Source organism: Streptomyces sp. 12E, assembly GCF_055633275.1.
The window spans coordinates 5,680,745-5,697,683 of the sequence record NZ_JBVNCJ010000001.1 but is presented as its reverse complement, the minus strand read 5'-3'; the positions used below and the strand labels follow the sequence as shown (position 1 = coordinate 5,697,683).

The 16,939-nt window shown below is 72.6% G+C and carries 15 protein-coding genes and 1 pseudogene; 7 read left to right on the top strand and 9 right to left on the bottom strand.

From position 1 onward, the window contains the following. Nucleotides 1–8: 8 nt before the first annotated feature. The 3 genes from ACZ8ZB_RS26230 to ACZ8ZB_RS26220 form a co-directional block, all read right to left on the bottom strand. Nucleotides 9–842, bottom strand: a complete 834-nt coding sequence (locus ACZ8ZB_RS26230; protein WP_470740081.1) for a carbohydrate ABC transporter permease — start codon at nucleotides 840–842, stop codon at nucleotides 9–11. Beyond that, nucleotides 839–1,825, bottom strand: a complete 987-nt coding sequence (locus tag ACZ8ZB_RS26225) for a carbohydrate ABC transporter permease (protein ID WP_470740080.1) — start codon at nucleotides 1,823–1,825, stop codon at nucleotides 839–841. Before ACZ8ZB_RS26225 ends, ACZ8ZB_RS26230 begins: the two co-directional genes overlap by 4 nt. 88 nt (nucleotides 1,826–1,913) lie before the next feature. Beyond that, on the bottom strand, nucleotides 1,914–3,191 hold the full coding sequence (locus tag ACZ8ZB_RS26220) for an extracellular solute-binding protein (RefSeq protein ID WP_470740079.1): 1,278 nt from the start codon (nucleotides 3,189–3,191) through the stop codon (nucleotides 1,914–1,916). Nucleotides 3,192–3,562: 371 nt separating this feature from the next. On the opposite strand from ACZ8ZB_RS26220, the gene ACZ8ZB_RS26215 reads away from it, so the two are divergent. From ACZ8ZB_RS26215 to ACZ8ZB_RS26190, 6 genes and pseudogenes are all read left to right on the top strand, one after another. Beyond that, nucleotides 3,563–4,357, top strand: coding sequence for a GntR family transcriptional regulator (locus ACZ8ZB_RS26215; RefSeq protein ID WP_470740078.1), 795 nt, complete (start codon nucleotides 3,563–3,565; stop codon nucleotides 4,355–4,357). Nucleotides 4,358–4,643: 286 nt separating this feature from the next. Then, on the top strand, nucleotides 4,644–5,669 hold the full coding sequence (locus ACZ8ZB_RS26210) for a phytanoyl-CoA dioxygenase family protein (protein ID WP_470740077.1): 1,026 nt from the start codon (nucleotides 4,644–4,646) through the stop codon (nucleotides 5,667–5,669). Beyond that, a complete protein-coding gene (locus ACZ8ZB_RS26205) occupies nucleotides 5,666–6,982 on the top strand; it encodes a DUF6271 family protein (protein WP_470740076.1) in 1,317 nt (438 codons plus the stop codon). Before ACZ8ZB_RS26210 ends, ACZ8ZB_RS26205 begins: the two co-directional genes overlap by 4 nt. Beyond that, a pseudogene (locus ACZ8ZB_RS26200) lies at nucleotides 6,940–8,142 on the top strand (type III PLP-dependent enzyme); the annotation flags it as partial. The gene ACZ8ZB_RS26205 and the pseudogene ACZ8ZB_RS26200, both read left to right, overlap by 43 nt. Next, the gene (locus tag ACZ8ZB_RS26195) at nucleotides 8,137–8,676 is read left to right on the top strand and encodes a GNAT family N-acetyltransferase (RefSeq protein ID WP_470741584.1); all 540 of its coding nucleotides are present in this window, start codon (nucleotides 8,137–8,139) and stop codon (nucleotides 8,674–8,676) included. The pseudogene ACZ8ZB_RS26200 and the gene ACZ8ZB_RS26195, both read left to right, overlap by 6 nt. Nucleotides 8,677–8,681: 5 nt before the next feature. Next, complete coding sequence (locus tag ACZ8ZB_RS26190; protein WP_470740075.1) at nucleotides 8,682–9,899, top strand: MFS transporter; 1,218 nt, start codon at nucleotides 8,682–8,684, stop codon at nucleotides 9,897–9,899. 396 nt (nucleotides 9,900–10,295) lie between these two features. On the opposite strand, the gene ACZ8ZB_RS26185 is transcribed toward ACZ8ZB_RS26190, so the two are convergent. Beyond that, entirely contained in the window at nucleotides 10,296–10,970 is a 675-nt protein-coding gene (locus ACZ8ZB_RS26185; protein ID WP_470740074.1) for a MerR family transcriptional regulator, read from the bottom strand. Nucleotides 10,971–11,082: 112 nt separating this feature from the next. Here ACZ8ZB_RS26185 and ACZ8ZB_RS26180 point away from each other — a divergent pair, with 112 nt between their 5' ends. After that, nucleotides 11,083–12,516, top strand: a complete 1,434-nt coding sequence (locus ACZ8ZB_RS26180; RefSeq protein ID WP_470740073.1) for an MFS transporter — start codon at nucleotides 11,083–11,085, stop codon at nucleotides 12,514–12,516. Nucleotides 12,517–12,572: 56 nt separating this feature from the next. Here the strand turns inward: ACZ8ZB_RS26180 and ACZ8ZB_RS26175 are convergent, their stop codons facing one another. The 5 genes from ACZ8ZB_RS26175 to ACZ8ZB_RS26155 form a co-directional block, all read right to left on the bottom strand. Further along, nucleotides 12,573–12,887, bottom strand: a complete 315-nt coding sequence (locus ACZ8ZB_RS26175; protein WP_470741583.1) for an SDR family oxidoreductase — start codon at nucleotides 12,885–12,887, stop codon at nucleotides 12,573–12,575. Nucleotides 12,888–12,952: 65 nt separating this feature from the next. After that, nucleotides 12,953–14,398, bottom strand: a complete 1,446-nt coding sequence (locus ACZ8ZB_RS26170) for a Cys-Gln thioester bond-forming surface protein (protein ID WP_470740072.1) — start codon at nucleotides 14,396–14,398, stop codon at nucleotides 12,953–12,955. 312 nt (nucleotides 14,399–14,710) lie between these two features. Next, entirely contained in the window at nucleotides 14,711–15,541 is an 831-nt protein-coding gene (locus ACZ8ZB_RS26165) for an urease accessory protein UreD (protein WP_470740071.1), read from the bottom strand. Then, nucleotides 15,538–16,233 (bottom strand): urease accessory protein UreG, encoded by a 696-nt coding sequence (ureG, locus tag ACZ8ZB_RS26160; protein WP_470740070.1) that lies wholly within the window; start codon nucleotides 16,231–16,233, stop codon nucleotides 15,538–15,540. The genes ACZ8ZB_RS26165 and ureG overlap by 4 nt, the downstream gene beginning before the upstream one ends. 31 nt (nucleotides 16,234–16,264) lie before the next feature. Continuing rightward, nucleotides 16,265–16,939 carry an urease accessory protein UreF gene (locus ACZ8ZB_RS26155; RefSeq protein ID WP_470740069.1) on the bottom strand — a complete coding sequence of 225 codons (675 nt, stop codon included), beginning with the start codon at nucleotides 16,937–16,939 and terminating at the stop codon, nucleotides 16,265–16,267.

Genomic DNA, 16,939 nt, shown 5'->3' with positions numbered 1-16,939 from the left:
GGGTGGCGTTATCCCTTCACGGCGCCCGCGGTGAGCCCGCTGACGGCCCTGCGCTGCAGGAGGACGAAGAGGATCAGGATCGGGACGGCGAACAGGGAGGAGGCGGCCATGGTGGCGCCCCAGTCGTCGCCGAACTGGCTCTGGAAGCTGGACAGCCACAGCGGCAGGGTCTGCGCGCCCCCGGCTTCCTTGCTGAGCACCAGGACGAGGGGGAACTCGTTCCACGCGGTGATGAAGCCGAACATGGAGGTGGACATCAGACCCGGCGCGAGCAGCGGCAGGATGACCCGGCGGAACGCCTGGGCGCGGGTGCAGCCGTCGACCATCGCCGACTCCTCCAGCTCCTTCGGCACGGCGGCGACGAAGCCGCGCAGCGTCAGGACGGTGAAGGGGAGGATCATCATCATGTAGAAGGCCGTGAGCGGCACCAGGCTGTTCAGCATGGAGGCGTCCCGCACGATCATGTAGATCGCGATGACCATGACCTCCCAGGGCGCCATCTGGGCGAGCATGAAGCCGATGACGAAGCCGCGCCGCCCCCGGAACCGCATGCGCGCCAGGGCGAAGGAGCCGGCCAGCGCGATGACCAGCGAGAAGAGGACGGCCAGGCAGGTGACGGTCAGCGAGTTGCGGACGTACGTCCAGAAGTGGTCGGCGTCGATCGCGGTCCTGAAGTGCTCGAACGTGACGTCGGCCGGGAACCAGACGGGGGTCTCCGAGATGATGTCGCCGGTCGGCTTGAACGCCGTGGAGAACATCCAGTACACGGGGAAGACGCAGACGACGAACAGGACGACGGCCGTGACGTTGGGCCACAGGCGGCCGAAGAGCGAGCGCTTCACAGCTCGTCCTCCTCTTGCTTGAGCACGATCCTGAGGTAGTGGGCGGTCAGGCCGAGCATGATCAGGATGGTCAGCACCGCGATCGCCGCGCCCATGCCGTAGTGCTGGTTGCCGACGCCCTCGACGTAGGCGTAGACGGGCAGGATCTCGGTGAGCCGGTCGGGGCCGCCGCCGTTGAAGGTGAAGACCTGGACGAACGCCTTGAAGATCCAGATGATCTCCAGGAACGTCGTGGCGTAGAGGAACGGCCGCAGGAACGGCAGGGTGACCGTGGTGAAGCTGCGCCAGGCGCCGGCGCCGTCGAGGGCGGCGGCCTCGTACAGTTCGCCGGGGATGGTGGTGGTCGCCGCGTAGAGGTTGATCGCGACGAACGGGACGGACATCCAGACGATCAGCAGCGTGACGACGAAGAACGTCGACATCTGGCTGCTGGTCCAGCTGTAGTCGGCCATGGAGTGCCAGCCGAGCTTGTCCAGGACCCAGTTGACGACGCCGAAGCGCTGGGCGAACAGCCACTGGTAGACGGTGGTGGCGGCCACCACGGGCATGGCCCAGGCCAGCACCAGGCCGATCATCAGGGTGAACCGCATCCGCTTGCCGAGGCGGGCGAGCAGGAGCCCGGCCAGCGCGCCCAGGACCATGGTCAGGGCGACGTTGACCGCCGTGAACAGGATCGAGCGGACGGTGACCCGCCAGAAGTCCTCGCCGGTGAGGACCTCTTCGTAGTTGTCGATGCCGTTCCACTCGGTGACGTGCTGGATCAGCTGCGCCATGTTGAGGTTCTGGAAGGACAGCAGCAGGTCCTTCAGCAGCGGCCAGCCGAGCAGCAGCACGGTGGCCGCGACGGCGGGCAGCAGCAACAGGTACGGGGCGAGCGCGCCGGCGCTCGACGCGGCTCGCGGTGTGGGCCTGCCGGGTCCCCCGTCGTCCGCCTTGCGGACGTCCGCCGGGCCGGAGGGCGGCCGTTCGGTCTGCACGGTCATGCTCGCGATCTCTCTTCTCGGCGTGCTCGACGCGGGGCGGGGGCCGTCGCGTCGGTCGGCCCCCGCCCCGGTCGGAGCGCGTGCGCTACTACTGCCGCTGCGCCAGGCGCTTGTTGAACTCGCCCTCGACCTGCTCGGCGGCGTCGGCCGGGGACTTGCCGTTCAGCACGGCGGTCAGGTACGTCTTGATCGGGTTGGGGTCGTTCTCGACGGCGGCCCACTCGGGGATCAGCGGCGTGGTGCCGCCGACGGCGGCGGCCGGCGCGGCGGCCTCGGCGGGGGCGTTGCCCTTGAGGTTGCTCTGCAGCGACTCCTTGTTGGGGATGACGCCGTTGGTCTTGGCGAGCCGGCCCTCGAACTCGTCGGAGAGGGCGATCTTCAGGAACTCCCTGGCGAGTTCCTGCTTCTTGCTGCCCGCGGCGACGGCGAGGTTGGAGCCGCCGAGGAAGACGCCCTCGGGCTTGTCGGCCGTGGGACCGGGGATGGTGAAGTAGCCGATCTCCTTCTCGATGTCCGGGTTGGCCTTGATCGCGATGCCGGCTTCCCAGCCCATGCCGATGAACGCGCCGGTCCTGCCCTTGGCGAAGACCTCGCCCTGCTGCGGGGTGGCCTCGTCCTTGTCCTTGGGCGCCTTGGAGAGGGCCTGGAACTTCTTGTACGTCTCCGTGGCGGCGGCGACCTTGGGGTCGTCGAGGTTGGAGACGTAGGTGTCGCCGTCCTTCCTGACCAGCTCGCCGCCCTCGCCGATCACCAGGCCGACGAAGTGGTACCAGTTCTGGCCGGGCAGGTAGATCGGCTCGGCGTCGGTCTTCTCACCGATGGTCTTGAGGGCGTCGTAGAACTCGTCGCGGGTCTTGGGGGTCTCCTTCAGCCCCGCGTCCGCCCAGACCTTCTTGTTGTAGAGGACGACGCGGTTGGCGAAGAACCAGGGCGCCGCGTACTGCTTGCCCTCGAAGACGGAGGACTCGTTGAGGGCCTCGGTCCACTCGCCGCCGATCTCCGCCTTGAGGTCGGCGAGGTCGGCGAGGCCTCCGGTCTTGGCGTAGGCCGGGGTCTGGGTGTTGCCGACCTCGAAGACGTCCGGCGGGTTCTCCTCGGACAGGGCGGTGGTCAGCTTCTGCTGGATGCCGTTCCACTGCTGGACCTCGAACTCGACCTTCGCCTTGGTCTTCTTCTCGAACGCGGCGGCGAGGTCCTGCTGCCACTGGTCCGGCGAGGAGCCGTCCATCACCCACACGGTGAGCGTCTCGCCGGCGTAGCCGTCCGCGCCGGCCTTCTTGTCGCCGTCACCGTCGTCGCCGCCGCACGCCGCGACGGAGAACAGCATGCCCGCGACCCCGATCGCGGCTATCAGCTTGCGCTTCACGCGCCACCCCTCCTCAGGAATGCCTTGCACACCCACGCCCTCGGCGGCGACCCCCACAGCGGCGCAACAGCTCGGTGGGCTGGGACCCGGCTTCCTCTAAATGGTTTAGACCAGCAAGGGGAGCTTGGCCTAGACCTATGGCCCTGTCAAGGGTCGTGAACTCACGCCTGGATAACGGCCCCGACGCCCCTCGTGGAGCACAGAACTCCGCCCAAAGGGGGGCGGCTTGACGCTTGGACTAGACCAAAGTGAGAACGCACGGTTATAACGGGGTCGCCGAGCGTGCGGCGCCGAACCCGGCCGTCCGCCGACGTGCACCGCGGTCGGCACCTGCCGTCCGCGCGCCGGACACCGCAGCCGGGAGGCAGGTCATGAGCACGGACGTCAGCAGCGCCCAGGCCGACACGGGGGCGCCGGGCCGCACCGGGCGCGTACCGAAGTACTACCGCATCAAGCAGCGGTTACTGCAGATGACCGACGAGCGCGCCCCGGGCGCCCCGATGCCGGCCGAACGCCTGCTCGCCGTCGAGTTCCGCACCTCCCGCACCACGGTCCGCAAGGCCCTGCAGGAGCTGGTCGGCGAGGGCCGGCTCGACCGCATCCAGGGCAAGGGCACCTTCGTCGCCCGCCCGAAGGTCTACCGGACGCTCCAGCTGACCTCGTACACCGAGGACATGCGGGCGCAGGGGCTCCACCCCACCTCGCAGGTGCTGGACATCGGGTACATCACCGCCGGCGCGGAGCTGGCGGCCCTGCTGGAGGTGGAGCCGGGGGACAGGGTGCTGCGCATCGAACGGCTGCGGCTGGCCGGCGGGGAGCCCATGGCGATCGAGGCGACCCACCTGTCCGACCGGCGCTTCCCCCGGCTGCGCCGCAACCTGAGCCGTCACACCTCCCTCTACACCGCGCTCGCCGAGGTGTACGGCGTACGGCCGGCGGAGGCCGACGAGACCATCGAGACCTGCCCGGCGACGCCCCGGGAGGCGGGGCTGCTCGCCACGGACGTGGGCCTGCCGATGCTGCTGCTGTCCCGCCACTCGCGGGACGAGACGGGAACGCCGGTCGAGTGGGTCCGCTCGGTGTACCGGGGCTCGCGCTACAAGTTCACCGCGACGTTGACGCGTCCGGGGCCCCGACCGGGGGATTCCCGCTCAACAAGGCTTTGAAAAAAGGGAGTTGAGGTGCCACGCCGAAAGGAAGCACCTTGACACGTCGCATTGGTCCAGTCCACTATCCCATTGGTCTGAACCAGTTGACGGCGCATCCGGCGCCCAGGGCGACATCGATGTCACACGGGTGGCCGCGGCGCGCGCGCCGCGGCCGGCCGACGCGCCCGCGGACACCGCCGCCGCGAGGTTCCCCGAGGCGCGCCGGGCCGTCGCGGCACCGGCTCTCCGCCGCCCCCTCCCTCCGCCCGCACGCCGTGAGTGATCCCGATCTCCGGAGTACCGCATGACGACGCACCACCGTTTCTTACACCGCGCCGCCTCCGAGCGCCCCTACTTCAGCGCCGACGGTGAGACCTACCTCGCCGGGACGCAGCTGCGGCATCTGTCCAAGGACCTGCCGCTGCGGGTGCTCTCCGAGGAGCAGTTCGCGTCCTGGCAGAACCACGGCTACGTCGTGGTGCCGGAGGCGATCTCCCCCGACGCGGCCAAGCTGCTGCTGGAGTTCGCCTGGGAGTTCCAGGGCCTGGACCCGCAGCGCCCCGAGACCTGGTACGAGGAGCGCGCCTTCCGCTCGGACCTGGACCGGGACCTGTTCGTCTACGGCTTCGTCGAGGCGTACCAGCACCAGCTGATCTGGGACAGCCGGCAGACCCGGCGGGTGTACGACGCCTTCGTGGACGTCTGGGACTGCGAGGAGCTGTGGGTCACCCTGGACCGGCTCAACCTCAACCCGCCCAATGTGGGGAACCGTTCGCGTTCCCTCATCGACCCCACCGACGAGGGTTTCGACATCGAGCTGCACTGGGACGTGGACACCACGGCGAGCGTGCCGCCGCAGCGGGTGCAGGGCATCGTCGCGCTCACCGACACGGAACCCGGCCACGGCGGCTTCCAGTGCTCCCCGGAGCTCTTCCGCCGGTTCGAGGAGTGGAAGGTCGCACAGCCCGCCGGCCGGGACCCGATCCGTCCGGGTGCCGACCGCACCGAGTTCCCGGTCGTCCGGCCCTCGCTCAGCGCCGGTGACCTGCTGATCTTCAACGGGATGCTGGCGCACGGCGTGGCTCCCAACACCTCGGCCGACGGGGTGCGCGCGGTGCAGTACCTGTCGATGATGCCCGCCCTCGAGGAGCACGAGGAGCTGCGCCGCTCCCGGGTGGAGTCCTGGCGCACGCTCAGCACCCCGGAGTGGAACGCGACCCTGCTGGGCGACGCCGTGAAGCACGAGTCACTGCGCTACGGCCCCGCCGAACTCGACGGCCTGGGCCGGAAGCTGCTGGGACTGGACTCCTGGCACGGGCGGACCCGATGAGCGGGGGAGCCGACGTGCACCGGATATGCCTGAGCCTCCCCACCGACCGGGAGTGCTCCGCGACCATCGCCGCCATCGGCGGGGAGGCCTCGTACGCCGCCCGGCACTTCGACGTCGAGGTGCACCTGCTGATCCTCGACTCCTCCGACGAGCGGACCCGCGAGGTCCACGCCCGGGCGGTCGCCGCGCTTCCCGGGACCGCGGGCGTCGTCGTGCACCACCTCGACGAGTCCGCCCAGCGGGACTTCCTGCGGGGCGCCGTCGACCGGGCCGCGCTCCCGGAGCCGGAGCGGATCCTCGACCTCATGCTCCCGGACGCGCTCTCCTACGGCGCCTGCACCAACCGGGCGTTCCTCGTCGCGGCGGCGCTGGGCTGCCGTTCGCTGCACCGGCGGGACTCCGACTGCGGCTATCAGGTCTTCGGCGGCGAGCCCGTCCACCCGATCCACCACGAGCTGACCTCCCTGGGCAAGCGCGCCGCCGAGGCCACCGGCGGGGTGACGGAGGTGGTGCTCGACCCCGCGCTCGCCCATCGGCCCGTGTCGATGGTGGGCGCCTCCTTCATCGGGGAGCTCTCCGTCGACATCGGCGGCATCCGGGAGCTCGACAAGGACGTGTACGACGAGGTCGTCGCCCTGTGGGCACCCGGTCACTGGTCCGCCGAGCAGAAGCGGGAGCTGGTCGAGGAGTCCTTCAAGGGCGCCGGGACGCTGCCCTTCACGGGCGACCGCTCGACGCTCACGCTGGTCGACCCGATGCGCGTCGACATGTCGAACATCGCCTTCGACCGGGACGTGTACGAGCGGCTGCCGCTGCCGCCCGCCACCGCGACCATCGGCAGCGACTACTTCCTCATCCACGCCGTGCACGACGCCGCGCTGCCCGGCGTCGTGCACAACCGGCACATCGAGAACTTCTACACCGGGGAGCGCCGCACCCACGCCGGCTTCCTGGCGTACCAGACGCGGTTCGTGAAGTTCCTGCTGTCGATGCTGTACCTGCACTACGTCTACGAGCGGATGGCCGACGCGGGCTCCGCGCTGCTGGACGAGAGCGGGCGGCTGGACCCCGCGCCGTTCGCCGCGTTCCTCGCCGAGAGCGTGCGGCTGGACCGTACGGAGAACGAGCGGCGGCTGGACACGGTCGCGGCGGCGTACGGCCGGCTGGGCGGGAAGTACGCCGAGTTCGCGCGCGGCCTGACGGCGGACCGGGAGCGGCTGCTGGACGAGGCCGCGCTGGACACCGAGGACTTCGTGCTGCTGATCGGCGCCTGGGAGGCCCTGGTGCACGCGAGCCGGGGCGCGCTCCGGTGACCGCGGCCCTGCGCGCCGCCCTCGCGGCCGCCACCGGGGACGCGCTCGTCTACGACCTGGACGGGATCGCCGCCCGGTACGACGCGCTGACCGCGGAACTGCCCGGAGTGGACGTGCGGTTCGCGATGAAGGCGTGCCCCGTGGAGGAGGTCCTGGCCCGGCTGGCCGGCCGGGGCGCCGGTTTCGACGCGGCGAGCCCCGGGGAGATCGCCCGGGCGCTGGCCACGGGCGTGCCCGCGCACCGGGTCCACTACGGCAACACCGTGAAGTCGGACCGGGACATCGCGCGGGCGTACCGGCTCGGCGTCCGGGACTTCGCCACGGACAGCGTGGAGGACGTGACGGCGCTGGCCGGACACGCCCCGGGCGCCCGGGTGTTCTGCCGGCTGGCCACCAGCGGCGAGGGCGCGCTGTGGGGGCTGAGCCGGAAGTTCGGGTGCTCGGCGGACGACGCCTTACGGGTGCTGGAGAGCGCGCGGGACGCGGGGCTGGTCCCCGCCGGCCTCTCGGTGCACGTCGGATCGCAGCAGATGACCGCCGAGGCGTGGCGGCAGGCGTTCGCGGCCCTCGCCGAGGTGCTCACGGCGCTGCACGGCCGCGGGATCGTGCCGGACCACGTCAACCTCGGCGGCGGTCTGCCGGCGCTCGGTTACGCCGACCGCCGGGGCGAACGGCTCGACCCGCCGCTGGACAAGATCTTCGCCGTGCTCCGCGAGGGCATGGAGCGGCTGGCGTCCCTCTCCCCCCGTCCCCTGGACTTCGTCGTCGAACCGGGCCGCCATCTGGTGGCCGACCACGGCGCGGTCCGGGCGCACGTCTCCCGGCTGACGTCCCGCCGCCGGCCGGACGGGGAGCGGGAGCACTGGCTGTACCTGAGCTGCGGCAAGTTCAACGGGCTGTACGAGATGGACGAGGTGCGGTACCCGCTGGTCTTCCCGTCCCATCCGGACGCGGCCGGCGCGGACCTGGTGCCGGCCGTCGTCGCGGGCCCCACCTGCGACAGCGACGACGCCTACGCCCACGAGCACCGCCGGGTGCGGGTGCCCGGGGCGGTCGCGTCGGGCGACCCCGTCTGGGTGCTGTCGGCGGGCGCGTACGCCGCCAGTTACACGACCGAGGGCTTCAACGGTTTCGACCCGCTCCCCCGCGTCTGCGTGGGCGGTGACGGCCCGGACGTCCGCGTGCGCCCGGTCGCCGAGGACGACTGGCCGCGGATCGCCGCGCTGGAGGCCGGGGCGTACGCGCCGGCCTCGCTGTCCGAGGGGATCGAGGCGCTCCGTTCCCGGGGCCGGGCCTCCCCCGCGACCTGCTTCGTCCTGGAGACCGGCGACCGTGTCGCCGGCTATGTGCTCGCCCTGCCCTACCCGCGGCTGCGCTGCCCGGACCTGACCCGGCCGGAGGAGCGGGCGTACGACTCCCGCAACCTGCACCTGCACGACCTCGTGATCGCGGACGACCTGCGCGGCAGAGGGCTGGGCAGCAGACTGCTGCGTCACCTCACGGCGGTCGCGAGGCGGTCGTCGTACGAGCGGATCTCCCTGGTCGCCGTCGGCGGGACGGCGGGCTTCTGGGCCGGTCACGGCTACCGGCCCGAGCCGGGGGCCGAGCTCGGCGGGGGGTACGGCGAGGGCGCCGTCTACCTGTCCCGCCCTGTCCGTCACGACCGCTCCGGCGGTCCGGAAGAGGGGATCTGACGTCCATGCCGCCCACCCTCGGCGACTTCCGCCGTGACCAACTGGCGGTCGCCGCCCTGTTCTCCTTCCTCGGCTTCCAGTACGCCACCTGGGCCTCCCGGCTGCCCGCCCTCAAGGACCGCTTCGACCTGGGCGGGACGGAGGTGGGGCTGCTGCTGATGGCCGCCGGTGTCGGGGCGGCGGTGTCCTTCCCCCTGGTCGCCCCGCTGATGCGGCGGCTGGGCGCCCGGCGGCTGGCGCTCTGGTCCGCGCTGGGCCTGGTGGCGGTGCTGCCCGTGCTGGCCGCGGCCGGCAGTTATCCGCTCGCCCTGCTGGTGATCTTCGTCGACGGGGTGGCCGTCGGCTGTCTGAACGTCGCCATGAACGCGCAGGGCGCCGCCCTGGAGTCCCATTACGGGCGGGCCGCGATGGCCCAGCTGCACGCGACGTTCAGCGGGGGCTCGCTCGGGGGCGCGCTGCTGGCCTCCGGGGTGAACACCGTGACGCACTCGGTGACCGCGCACTTCGCCGTGGCGGCGGTGCTGGGGGTGCTGCTGCTGGCCGGTTCCCGGCCCCGGGTGCTCACCGACGCCCCCGCGCCTCCCGCCGGGGAGCGGCCGGCGAAGGACGGGCGGAAGGGGCTGAAGGGCCTGACGGGCGCCTCGCGCACGGCGCTCTGGCTGGGCTGCGCGATGGTGTTCGGCACGGTCGTCGAGGGCGCCATGAACGACTGGTCGGCGCTCTACCTGACGGAGGAGACCGGTGCGTCGGGGCGGCTGGCGCCGCTGGGCATCGCCGTCGTCTCGGTGATGATGGTGCTGGCCCGGCTGCTGGGCGACGGCTGGCGCGGCCGGTGGGGCGACGCGCGCATGGTGCGGGTGGGCAGCACGGCGGCCGGCGCCGGTCTCGCCCTCGCCCTGCTGACCGGCGGCACCTGGCCCGCGCTGATCGGCTTCGCCTGCGTCGGCCTGGGCATGGCGACGGTGACCCCGTGTCTCTACGTCGCCGCCGCCACGGAGGGCCCGGGCGCCCTCGCCCTGGTCGCCGCCATGGGCACCACCGGTCTCCTGGCGGGCCCGGCGGTGATCGGTCTCGTCGCCGGCCGCACGGACCTGACCACCGGCATGGCGGTGGTCGCGGCGTCCGCCGTGCTGGTGGCGGTGTGCTCGTGGCGGGTCCGCTTCGAGGAGCGGGAGGCTCCCGGTGAGGCGGCGCCGACGGCCGCGGTGGGCGGTCCCGAGTGACCGCGGCCCGCTGCCGCCGGAGGGGCTTCCGCACGAACATCCCGTGCGGAAGCCCCTCCGGCGGTGTCACGGGACGAGCGGCGGACCGCCGCCGCGCTCCCGGTCCGGGCACGAGGCGGGGAGGGTTCCCGCCGGTGGGCGGCCCCCGTCGACGGCGGCTGCGCGGGCACGGCTCCCCGTGTCCTCAGGACGCCGTGCACGCCGACGCACAGCAGCGCGACGCCGCTGGGGACGAGGGCCGCGGTGAGCCAGGGGGTGGAGCGGAAGCGCTTCGGGACTCCGGTGCGACGCGGACGTCCGATCCTCCCTCCGCAGGCCGGAGGCGCCCCACCCGGTCCGAAGACCGGGGCGGACCGCCGGAACCGGTCCGACGGCAGGCGGTACGCCCGGCCTCCGTCACCCCTCCCCCCCTTCCTCCGGGCCGGTCCTGAACAGGCGGGCCGACTTGTCCTCCTGGGCGAGGCGGCGCATGGCCAGCAGCGCCGGTTCCAGGAGGACCGAGACCAGGACCGCGCGTTCGGCCAGCTCCAGCACGTCGGAGACGCCGTCCATCTGCTGGACGTCCAGCTCCGAGATGCGGTCCGCCAGCCGCGCGTAGGGCAGCAGGGACCGCCAGTCGATGCCCGCGTCCATGTCCGACAGGGCGTCCAGGACCTCACCGAGGCTCCGGACGGCGGCGGTGCCGGGGTGCACGTCCCAGCCCATCGCGGCGACCAGCTCGCGCGCGTCGGCGACACCGCCCGTCTCCTCGTCCGCCTCCTGCCTCTCCCGCTCCCGCGCCTGCTTCTGCTGCTGGGTGGCGGGGCGGGCGTCGGTCACGATGCCGAAGATCTGGTGCAGGTCGCCGCCCTGCTCCGTGATGGCGCCCAGGATCTCCTTCACCGTCCCCACCGGCAGCCGCCGTACGCCGACCAGGGTGCGGACGAGACGCAGGCGGCGCAGGTGTTCCTCGCCGTAGTCGGCCTGGTTGGCGGCCGTCGCCCGTCCCGGGGGCAGCAGACCGTCCCGCAGGTAGTACTTGATCGTGGGGATGGAGACGCCGCTGCGGCGGCTGAGTTCCGAGATCTTCACCGAGCCTCACTTACTCACTGGCACTCACTAGCTAACGGATAACGGATCGCACTACTATCCATTACGGGTCGAGCCGGCCGGCTCACCCTTCCCATGCGACGGGGGTATTGTCATGAGCACTCTCAAAAGGCCGTTATGGTCGGTCATCCTCGCATGCAGTCTGCCGATGTTCATGGTCGCGCTCGACAACCTGGTGGTGACGACCGCGCTGCGGGCCATGGCCGTCGACCTCGACGCGTCCACCGAGGACCTGCAGTGGTTCGTCAACGCCTACGTCCTCAGCTTCGCCTGTCTGCTGCTGACCGGGGCGGCACTGGGTGACCGGTTCGGCCGGCGCCGGGTCTTCGTGGCCGGCATCGCGCTGTTCACCCTGGCCTCGGTCGGCTGCGGCCTCGCCGACAGCAGCGGACAGCTCATCCTCATGCGGGCGCTGCAGGGGATCGGCGCGGCGGCCGTGATGCCGCTGTCGCTGACGCTGCTCGCGGAGGAGGTGCCGGAGGAGAAGCGCAACCTCGCCCTCGGACTGTGGTCCGCGGTCAGCGGTACGGCCGTGGCGTTCGGGCCCGTGGTGGGCGGTGCGGTGGTCGACGGCCTGGACTGGCAGTGGATCTTCTGGATCAACGTCCCGGTGTGCCTGGTGGCGGTCCCGCTGGTGCTGTCCGTGCTCCGGGAGAGCTCCCTGGCCGGCACCCGGCTCGACCTGCCCGGCATGCTCCTCGCCACGGCGGGACTCCTCGCGGTCGTCTGGGCGATCGTGAACGGCGAGCAGGAGGGCTGGGGTTCGGGCCCCGTCCTGTCCGCGTTCACCGGCGGAGCCGTCCTGCTGACCCTGTTCGTGCTGTGGGAGCGCCGGGCGGCCCAGCCGCTGCTCCCGCTCTCCTTCTACCGCGAGCGGACCTTCGTCCTCTCCAACCTGGTCTCCGCGAGCATGTACTTCGGCGTCTTCGGGTCGATCTTCCTGCTGGCGCAGTTCTTCCAGGTCGCGCCGGTCCGGACCCCGCTGGAGGCCGGTGTGCTCACGCTGGCCTGGACCCTGATGCCGATGTTCGTCGCGCCGGCCGCCGGGGCCCTGACCGACCGGGTGGGCGGCGGACGGCTGATGGCGCTCGGCCTCTTCCTCCAGGCGGCCGGACTGGCCTGGATCAACCTGGTGGCCACGTCGGACACCCCGTACGCGCGCATGGTCGGCGCCATGGTCGTCGCCGGCATCGGCATGGGGCTGGTCTTCGCACCGACGGCGGCGGTGGTGCTGGGCGCGGTCGGGCCGCGGCACCGCGGGAAGGCGTCCGGCGCCAACAGCACCGTCCGCGAGATCGGCGGCGCCCTCGGCACGGCCGTCCTGAGCAGCGTCTTCATGCGCTACGGCGACGACCGCACCGCGCAGGGGTTCGTCGACGGCATGAAGCCGGGCATCTGGATCGGCGTCGCCGTGGTCCTCGCGGGCGCCCTGTGCGCCCTCGCGATCCCCCGTCCCGCCGCCACCGCGTCCGCCCCCGCGCCCGAGGACCGCGAACCCGACCGGACCCCCAGCCCGGCGCCCCGCTGAACCCGGCCGCCGGTCATCCCTCCGGGGCAGCGCGCGCCCGGTTCCGGGCGGCGGCGTCAGACGGCCTGTTCCGTGGGGAGGACGGTGATCTCCGTCAGGTTCACGTGACGGGGGACCGAGGCGATGAACGCCACCGTCTCGGCGATGTCCTCCGACTGGAGGCAGTCGATCTGCCGCAGCAGGTCGGCCATGAGCCGGGAGGCGTCCGGGTCGGTGACGTGGTCGGGCAGTTCGGTGTCGACCATGCCGGGCTCGACGGTGGACACGCGCACCTTCTTGCGGCCGAGTTCCGTCCGCAGGAGCCGGGTGAGGTGGCTCAGGTAGGCCTTGGTGCCGGAGTAGTCCGACGGGAGCGGATCTCCCGGCACCATCACGACGGGACGGGCCCGGCACGCGCGTCGCGCGTGCCGGGCCCGTCCACGGGGTCAGCGGCCGGTCACTGCCCGGTGGCCGCCTTCTTCCTGCGCAGGAAGAACATCGCCGCACCGCCCGCGGCCACGAGGGCCACCGCGATGCCCGCGATCACCGGCGTGGCGCTGGAGCTGCCGGTGTTCGCGAGGTCGCCCTCGCCGCCGGCCGTGCCTTCGGAGGAGCCGCCGGTCGTGTCCTCGGAGGAGCCGCCGGCCGGGCTGGGGGCCGAGGACGGGGTGTCACCGTCGGTGCCCGGCGTCTCGGTTCCCGGGGCCGGGGTGCCCTGGGTCTTGCAGTCCAGGACGCCCTGGAAACGCTCCGAGAAGCCGTTCGGACCGGTGATGGTGAAGTCGTACGCCGCGTCCTCGTCGACCGGGACGGTCACCGTCTTGGTCCCGCCCGGCTCGACCGTGTGCTGGGCGCCCGCGAGTTCGAAGGTGAACGGGGCGTCGCCCTCGTTGCCCGCGGTGACGTCGACGCCGCCCTCGACGCAGTTCTTCTCCGCCGTGACCGAGGGGATGGCGCCCTTGGCGGCCCAGTTCGCGGTCGCGTCGGCCGTGACCGCGGACTCGCTGGAGCCGGCGAGGATCTGCGTCTGGCTCTTGCTGGGGCTCGCGAACGCGCGGCCGACCGGGATCTCGGTGGTCGCCCGCACCGTCAGCGCGGCCGACCCGTCGGCCGTCCCCTCGGGAACGTCGAAGTACAGCTCGGTGCCGTCGCCGGCGGAGGTGAGGGCCTTGCCGTCCTTGTCGGTCACCTTGACCCCGGCCCCGGCGGCGTCGGCGGACGCGGCGACGGAGACCTGACCGGCGTCGGTGCGCACCGTCACCGGGCCGAGCTTGCCTCCGGCCTTGCCGGAGACCGCGTTGGGCTCCAGGGTGAGGGAGGTCTTCGGCTCCTGGAGGTTCTGGGCCTGGGCCTCGAGCCAGTCGGCGAGCTTCTCGGCCTGCGCGTCGCGGGCCTCGACCTTCGCCCCGTCCGAGAAGCGCCAGATGGCCACCTGGGTGCCGGCCGCCGCGGTCTTGGCGGTCAGTCCGTCGGCACCCGACTTCTGGGAGAGCGACGTCAGGTCGCCGACCTGCGGGTACGAGTTCTGCAGGATCCAGAGGATCTTGCCCGCGTTCTCGTTGGCGCCGAGCGAGGTCTGGGCCCAGGGGGTCTCCAGGTACTTCGCCTTGTTCTGGGTCGGGTTGTGGATGTCGATGCAGTACGACTGCAGACGGCCGCTGCCCTCGACGCTCATCTCGAACAGGCCGGCGGCGATGTTCTTGGTCTTGCCGTCGCCGAGGTCCAGACGGGCCGAGTCGTACGTCTTCAGGCCGTCGAGCGTGGCGACCGCACCCCCCTGGTGGTGGACGTCGCCCTCGTCGGCGACGGCGTTGCCCGCACCGGCGAGCAGGCCCATGGTCAGCAGGCCGGCCGTGGCCGCCCCTGCGGCGGCGCGTCGTGCGGTGGTGCGTCGCCCGGTCATGGCGGACGCGGAATGAAGAGCAAACACAGATTTCCCCTCCGGCGGGACCCGCAACGGGACACGCGAGATGTGTTCACACGTGATGCGTGCTGGAAGAGTCACGCCAGTCGTCTCAAGTGCTGAACGAGCACACGGAGATCCTATGGACGTGAGCGTTTCGGATCCCCGTTTCCGACGCCGCACGATCATTCCGAATCGGAACCGTTACTTCCCGCGACCGGAGTGTCCCCATCCATCCAACCTTCACAACTCGACTGTGGAGTCTGCACACTTACTGTCCGGTAGGCGGCGGCCGCCGATCGTGCCCCGTTCTCACGGCGACGCGGCCGCGCCGGACACGCGGGCGAGCGCGGCGTCGAGGAGACCGCGGAGCCGGGAGGGGTCCGGGGCGACGGCGGTGGCGAGGAGGACCGCGCCGTCGGCGAGCGGCGCCAGTACGCAGTGTCCGCGTTCCGGGTCGCCGAGGAGGACGGGCTCCGGCAGCGGCGCCGGCTCGGGGCCGACGAGGAGGAGCTGACCGGCCGCCCGGTGACCGCCCAGCACGGCGGGTCCGTCCCACGCCGGGGCCGGGGCCCCGTAGACGGTGTGCTGGTCGAGGACGGGCCGGCCGTCTCGTCGTACGGTCAGGCGGGCGGACAGCCGGCCCGGCGGCTCGGCGCTCCGTCCGAGGAGCTGTTCCTCGCGCAGCAGGAGCCGGGAGGTCGCGGCGAGTTCCACCCGGCAGGTCTGGTGCAGGGCACTGCCCCGCGCGCTGATCAGCGGCCGGGGAAGCCAGTGCAGCGACGCGTGCTCGCCGACGGCGAGCCGTACGTCGTAGGTGGCCGGGTCCGTGGTGGAGCCGCGCAGGGCGATGGTGGCGGCGGACGTGGTCACCTCCAGCCGGGCGCGCGCCCCCACGGTGACGTCGAGCGCGAGTCTGTCCCCGCCGAGCGGTGCGCTCATCGCGCCGAGCACGCAGACCCGTGCCCGCTCCCCGCGGGGCCGCAGCCGGCGCAGGTGGAAGGGGCCGTCGCTGTGCAGCAGGGGGAGGGTCGTGGCGCGGCCGTTGTGGGCGGCCCTCAGCCGGGCGGTGGCGCGGACGCCGGCGGGGTGGGCACGGGGCGCCGGAGGGTCCCCGGCCCGCGCCTGGGCGGGGGCCGTCACCCGGTGACCCCGGCGCGCCAGGCGGCGAGGCGCCCGGTGACCCACTCGGCGACCGGGCGGATGCCGTCGGCCGCGGTCAGGCTGGTGAAGGCGTACGGCAGGTCCCCCCGCTGTCTGCGGGTGTCGGCCCTCATGGCGTCCAGGTCGGCCCCCACGTACGGCGCCAGGTCGGTCTTGTTGACCACGAGGAGGTCGGCGGTGGTGATGCCGGGGCCGCCCTTGCGCGGGATGTCGTCGCCGCTGGCCACGTCGATGACGAAGACCTGGCTGTCGGCGAGTCCGCGGGAGAAGGTCGCGGTGAGGTTGTCTCCCCCGGACTCGATGAGGATCAGGTCGAGCGGGCCCAGGTCCTGTTCGAGCTGCTCGACGGCTTCGAGGTTGGCGGAGATGTCGTCGCGGATGGCGGTGTGCGGGCAGGCGCCGGTCTCCACGGCGGTGATGCGCTCCGGCGGCAGCACGGCCTCCCGGCGCAGGAAGGCCGCGTCCTCCTGGGTGTAGATGTCGTTGGTGACCACGGCGAGGGACAGCCGGTCCCGCAGGGTGCGGCACAGCGCGGCCACGGTCGCGGTCTTGCCCGAGCCGACCGGCCCGCCGAAGCCGATCCGCAGGGCGCGGCGGCTGCCGTCCGGGCGCCGGGGATCGGCGCTGTGGGTGTGGCGGTGCGGCAGGGTCACGGGATGGTCCAGATGCACGGGGGCTCCAGGTCGGTGCGGTGGAGGCGGGTCAGGAGGCGAAGAGGCGGACGGGCCGGGCGGCGTGCTGCTCGCCGGTGATGTCCAGCAGCGGGGCGGACGCGGCGGGCAGGACGGCGACGCCCTCGGCGGCGACGCGCCGCGCCGCGCCGGCCGCGGCGCCGGCGACGGTGTCGCACTCGTCGGCGAGCCGTGCCAGGACCGCGGTGGCCTCGAACGGGTCGAGGCTCAGCAGGCGGACCGCCGCGGTCGCCGGGCCGCCGACGCTCTCGTAGGCGGCGGCGTGGGCGGCGTCGAGCGGGGTGAGTCCGGCGGCGCGGGCCGTGACGCCGAGGACGACCGGCTGGTGGGCGCCCTGGGGCCGGTGACCGGCGAGGTGGTCGAGTTCGGCGCTGGGCCAGGTGGCGCGGGCGGCGCGCATCAACTGTCGGCCGAGACGGCGGGCGACGCCGCGCAGGGCCGGTACGGGGGTGCGGGTGTCTGCGGCCTCGTCCAGGGCGAGGGCGTCGTGTCCGGTGGCGGCCGCGGCGGCGAGACCGGCCGCGGTCAGTCCGGCGGTGTGCAGCCGCCCACGGCAGAACGCCTCCAGTCCGGTCGTGTCGTGCACGCGTCCGGAGGCGACGGCGGCCTCCATCCCGCCGGAGTGGGCGTGCCCGCCGGCGGGGAAGCGGCCGTCGGCCAGGAGGAGCAGGGCGGTGCGGCTCAT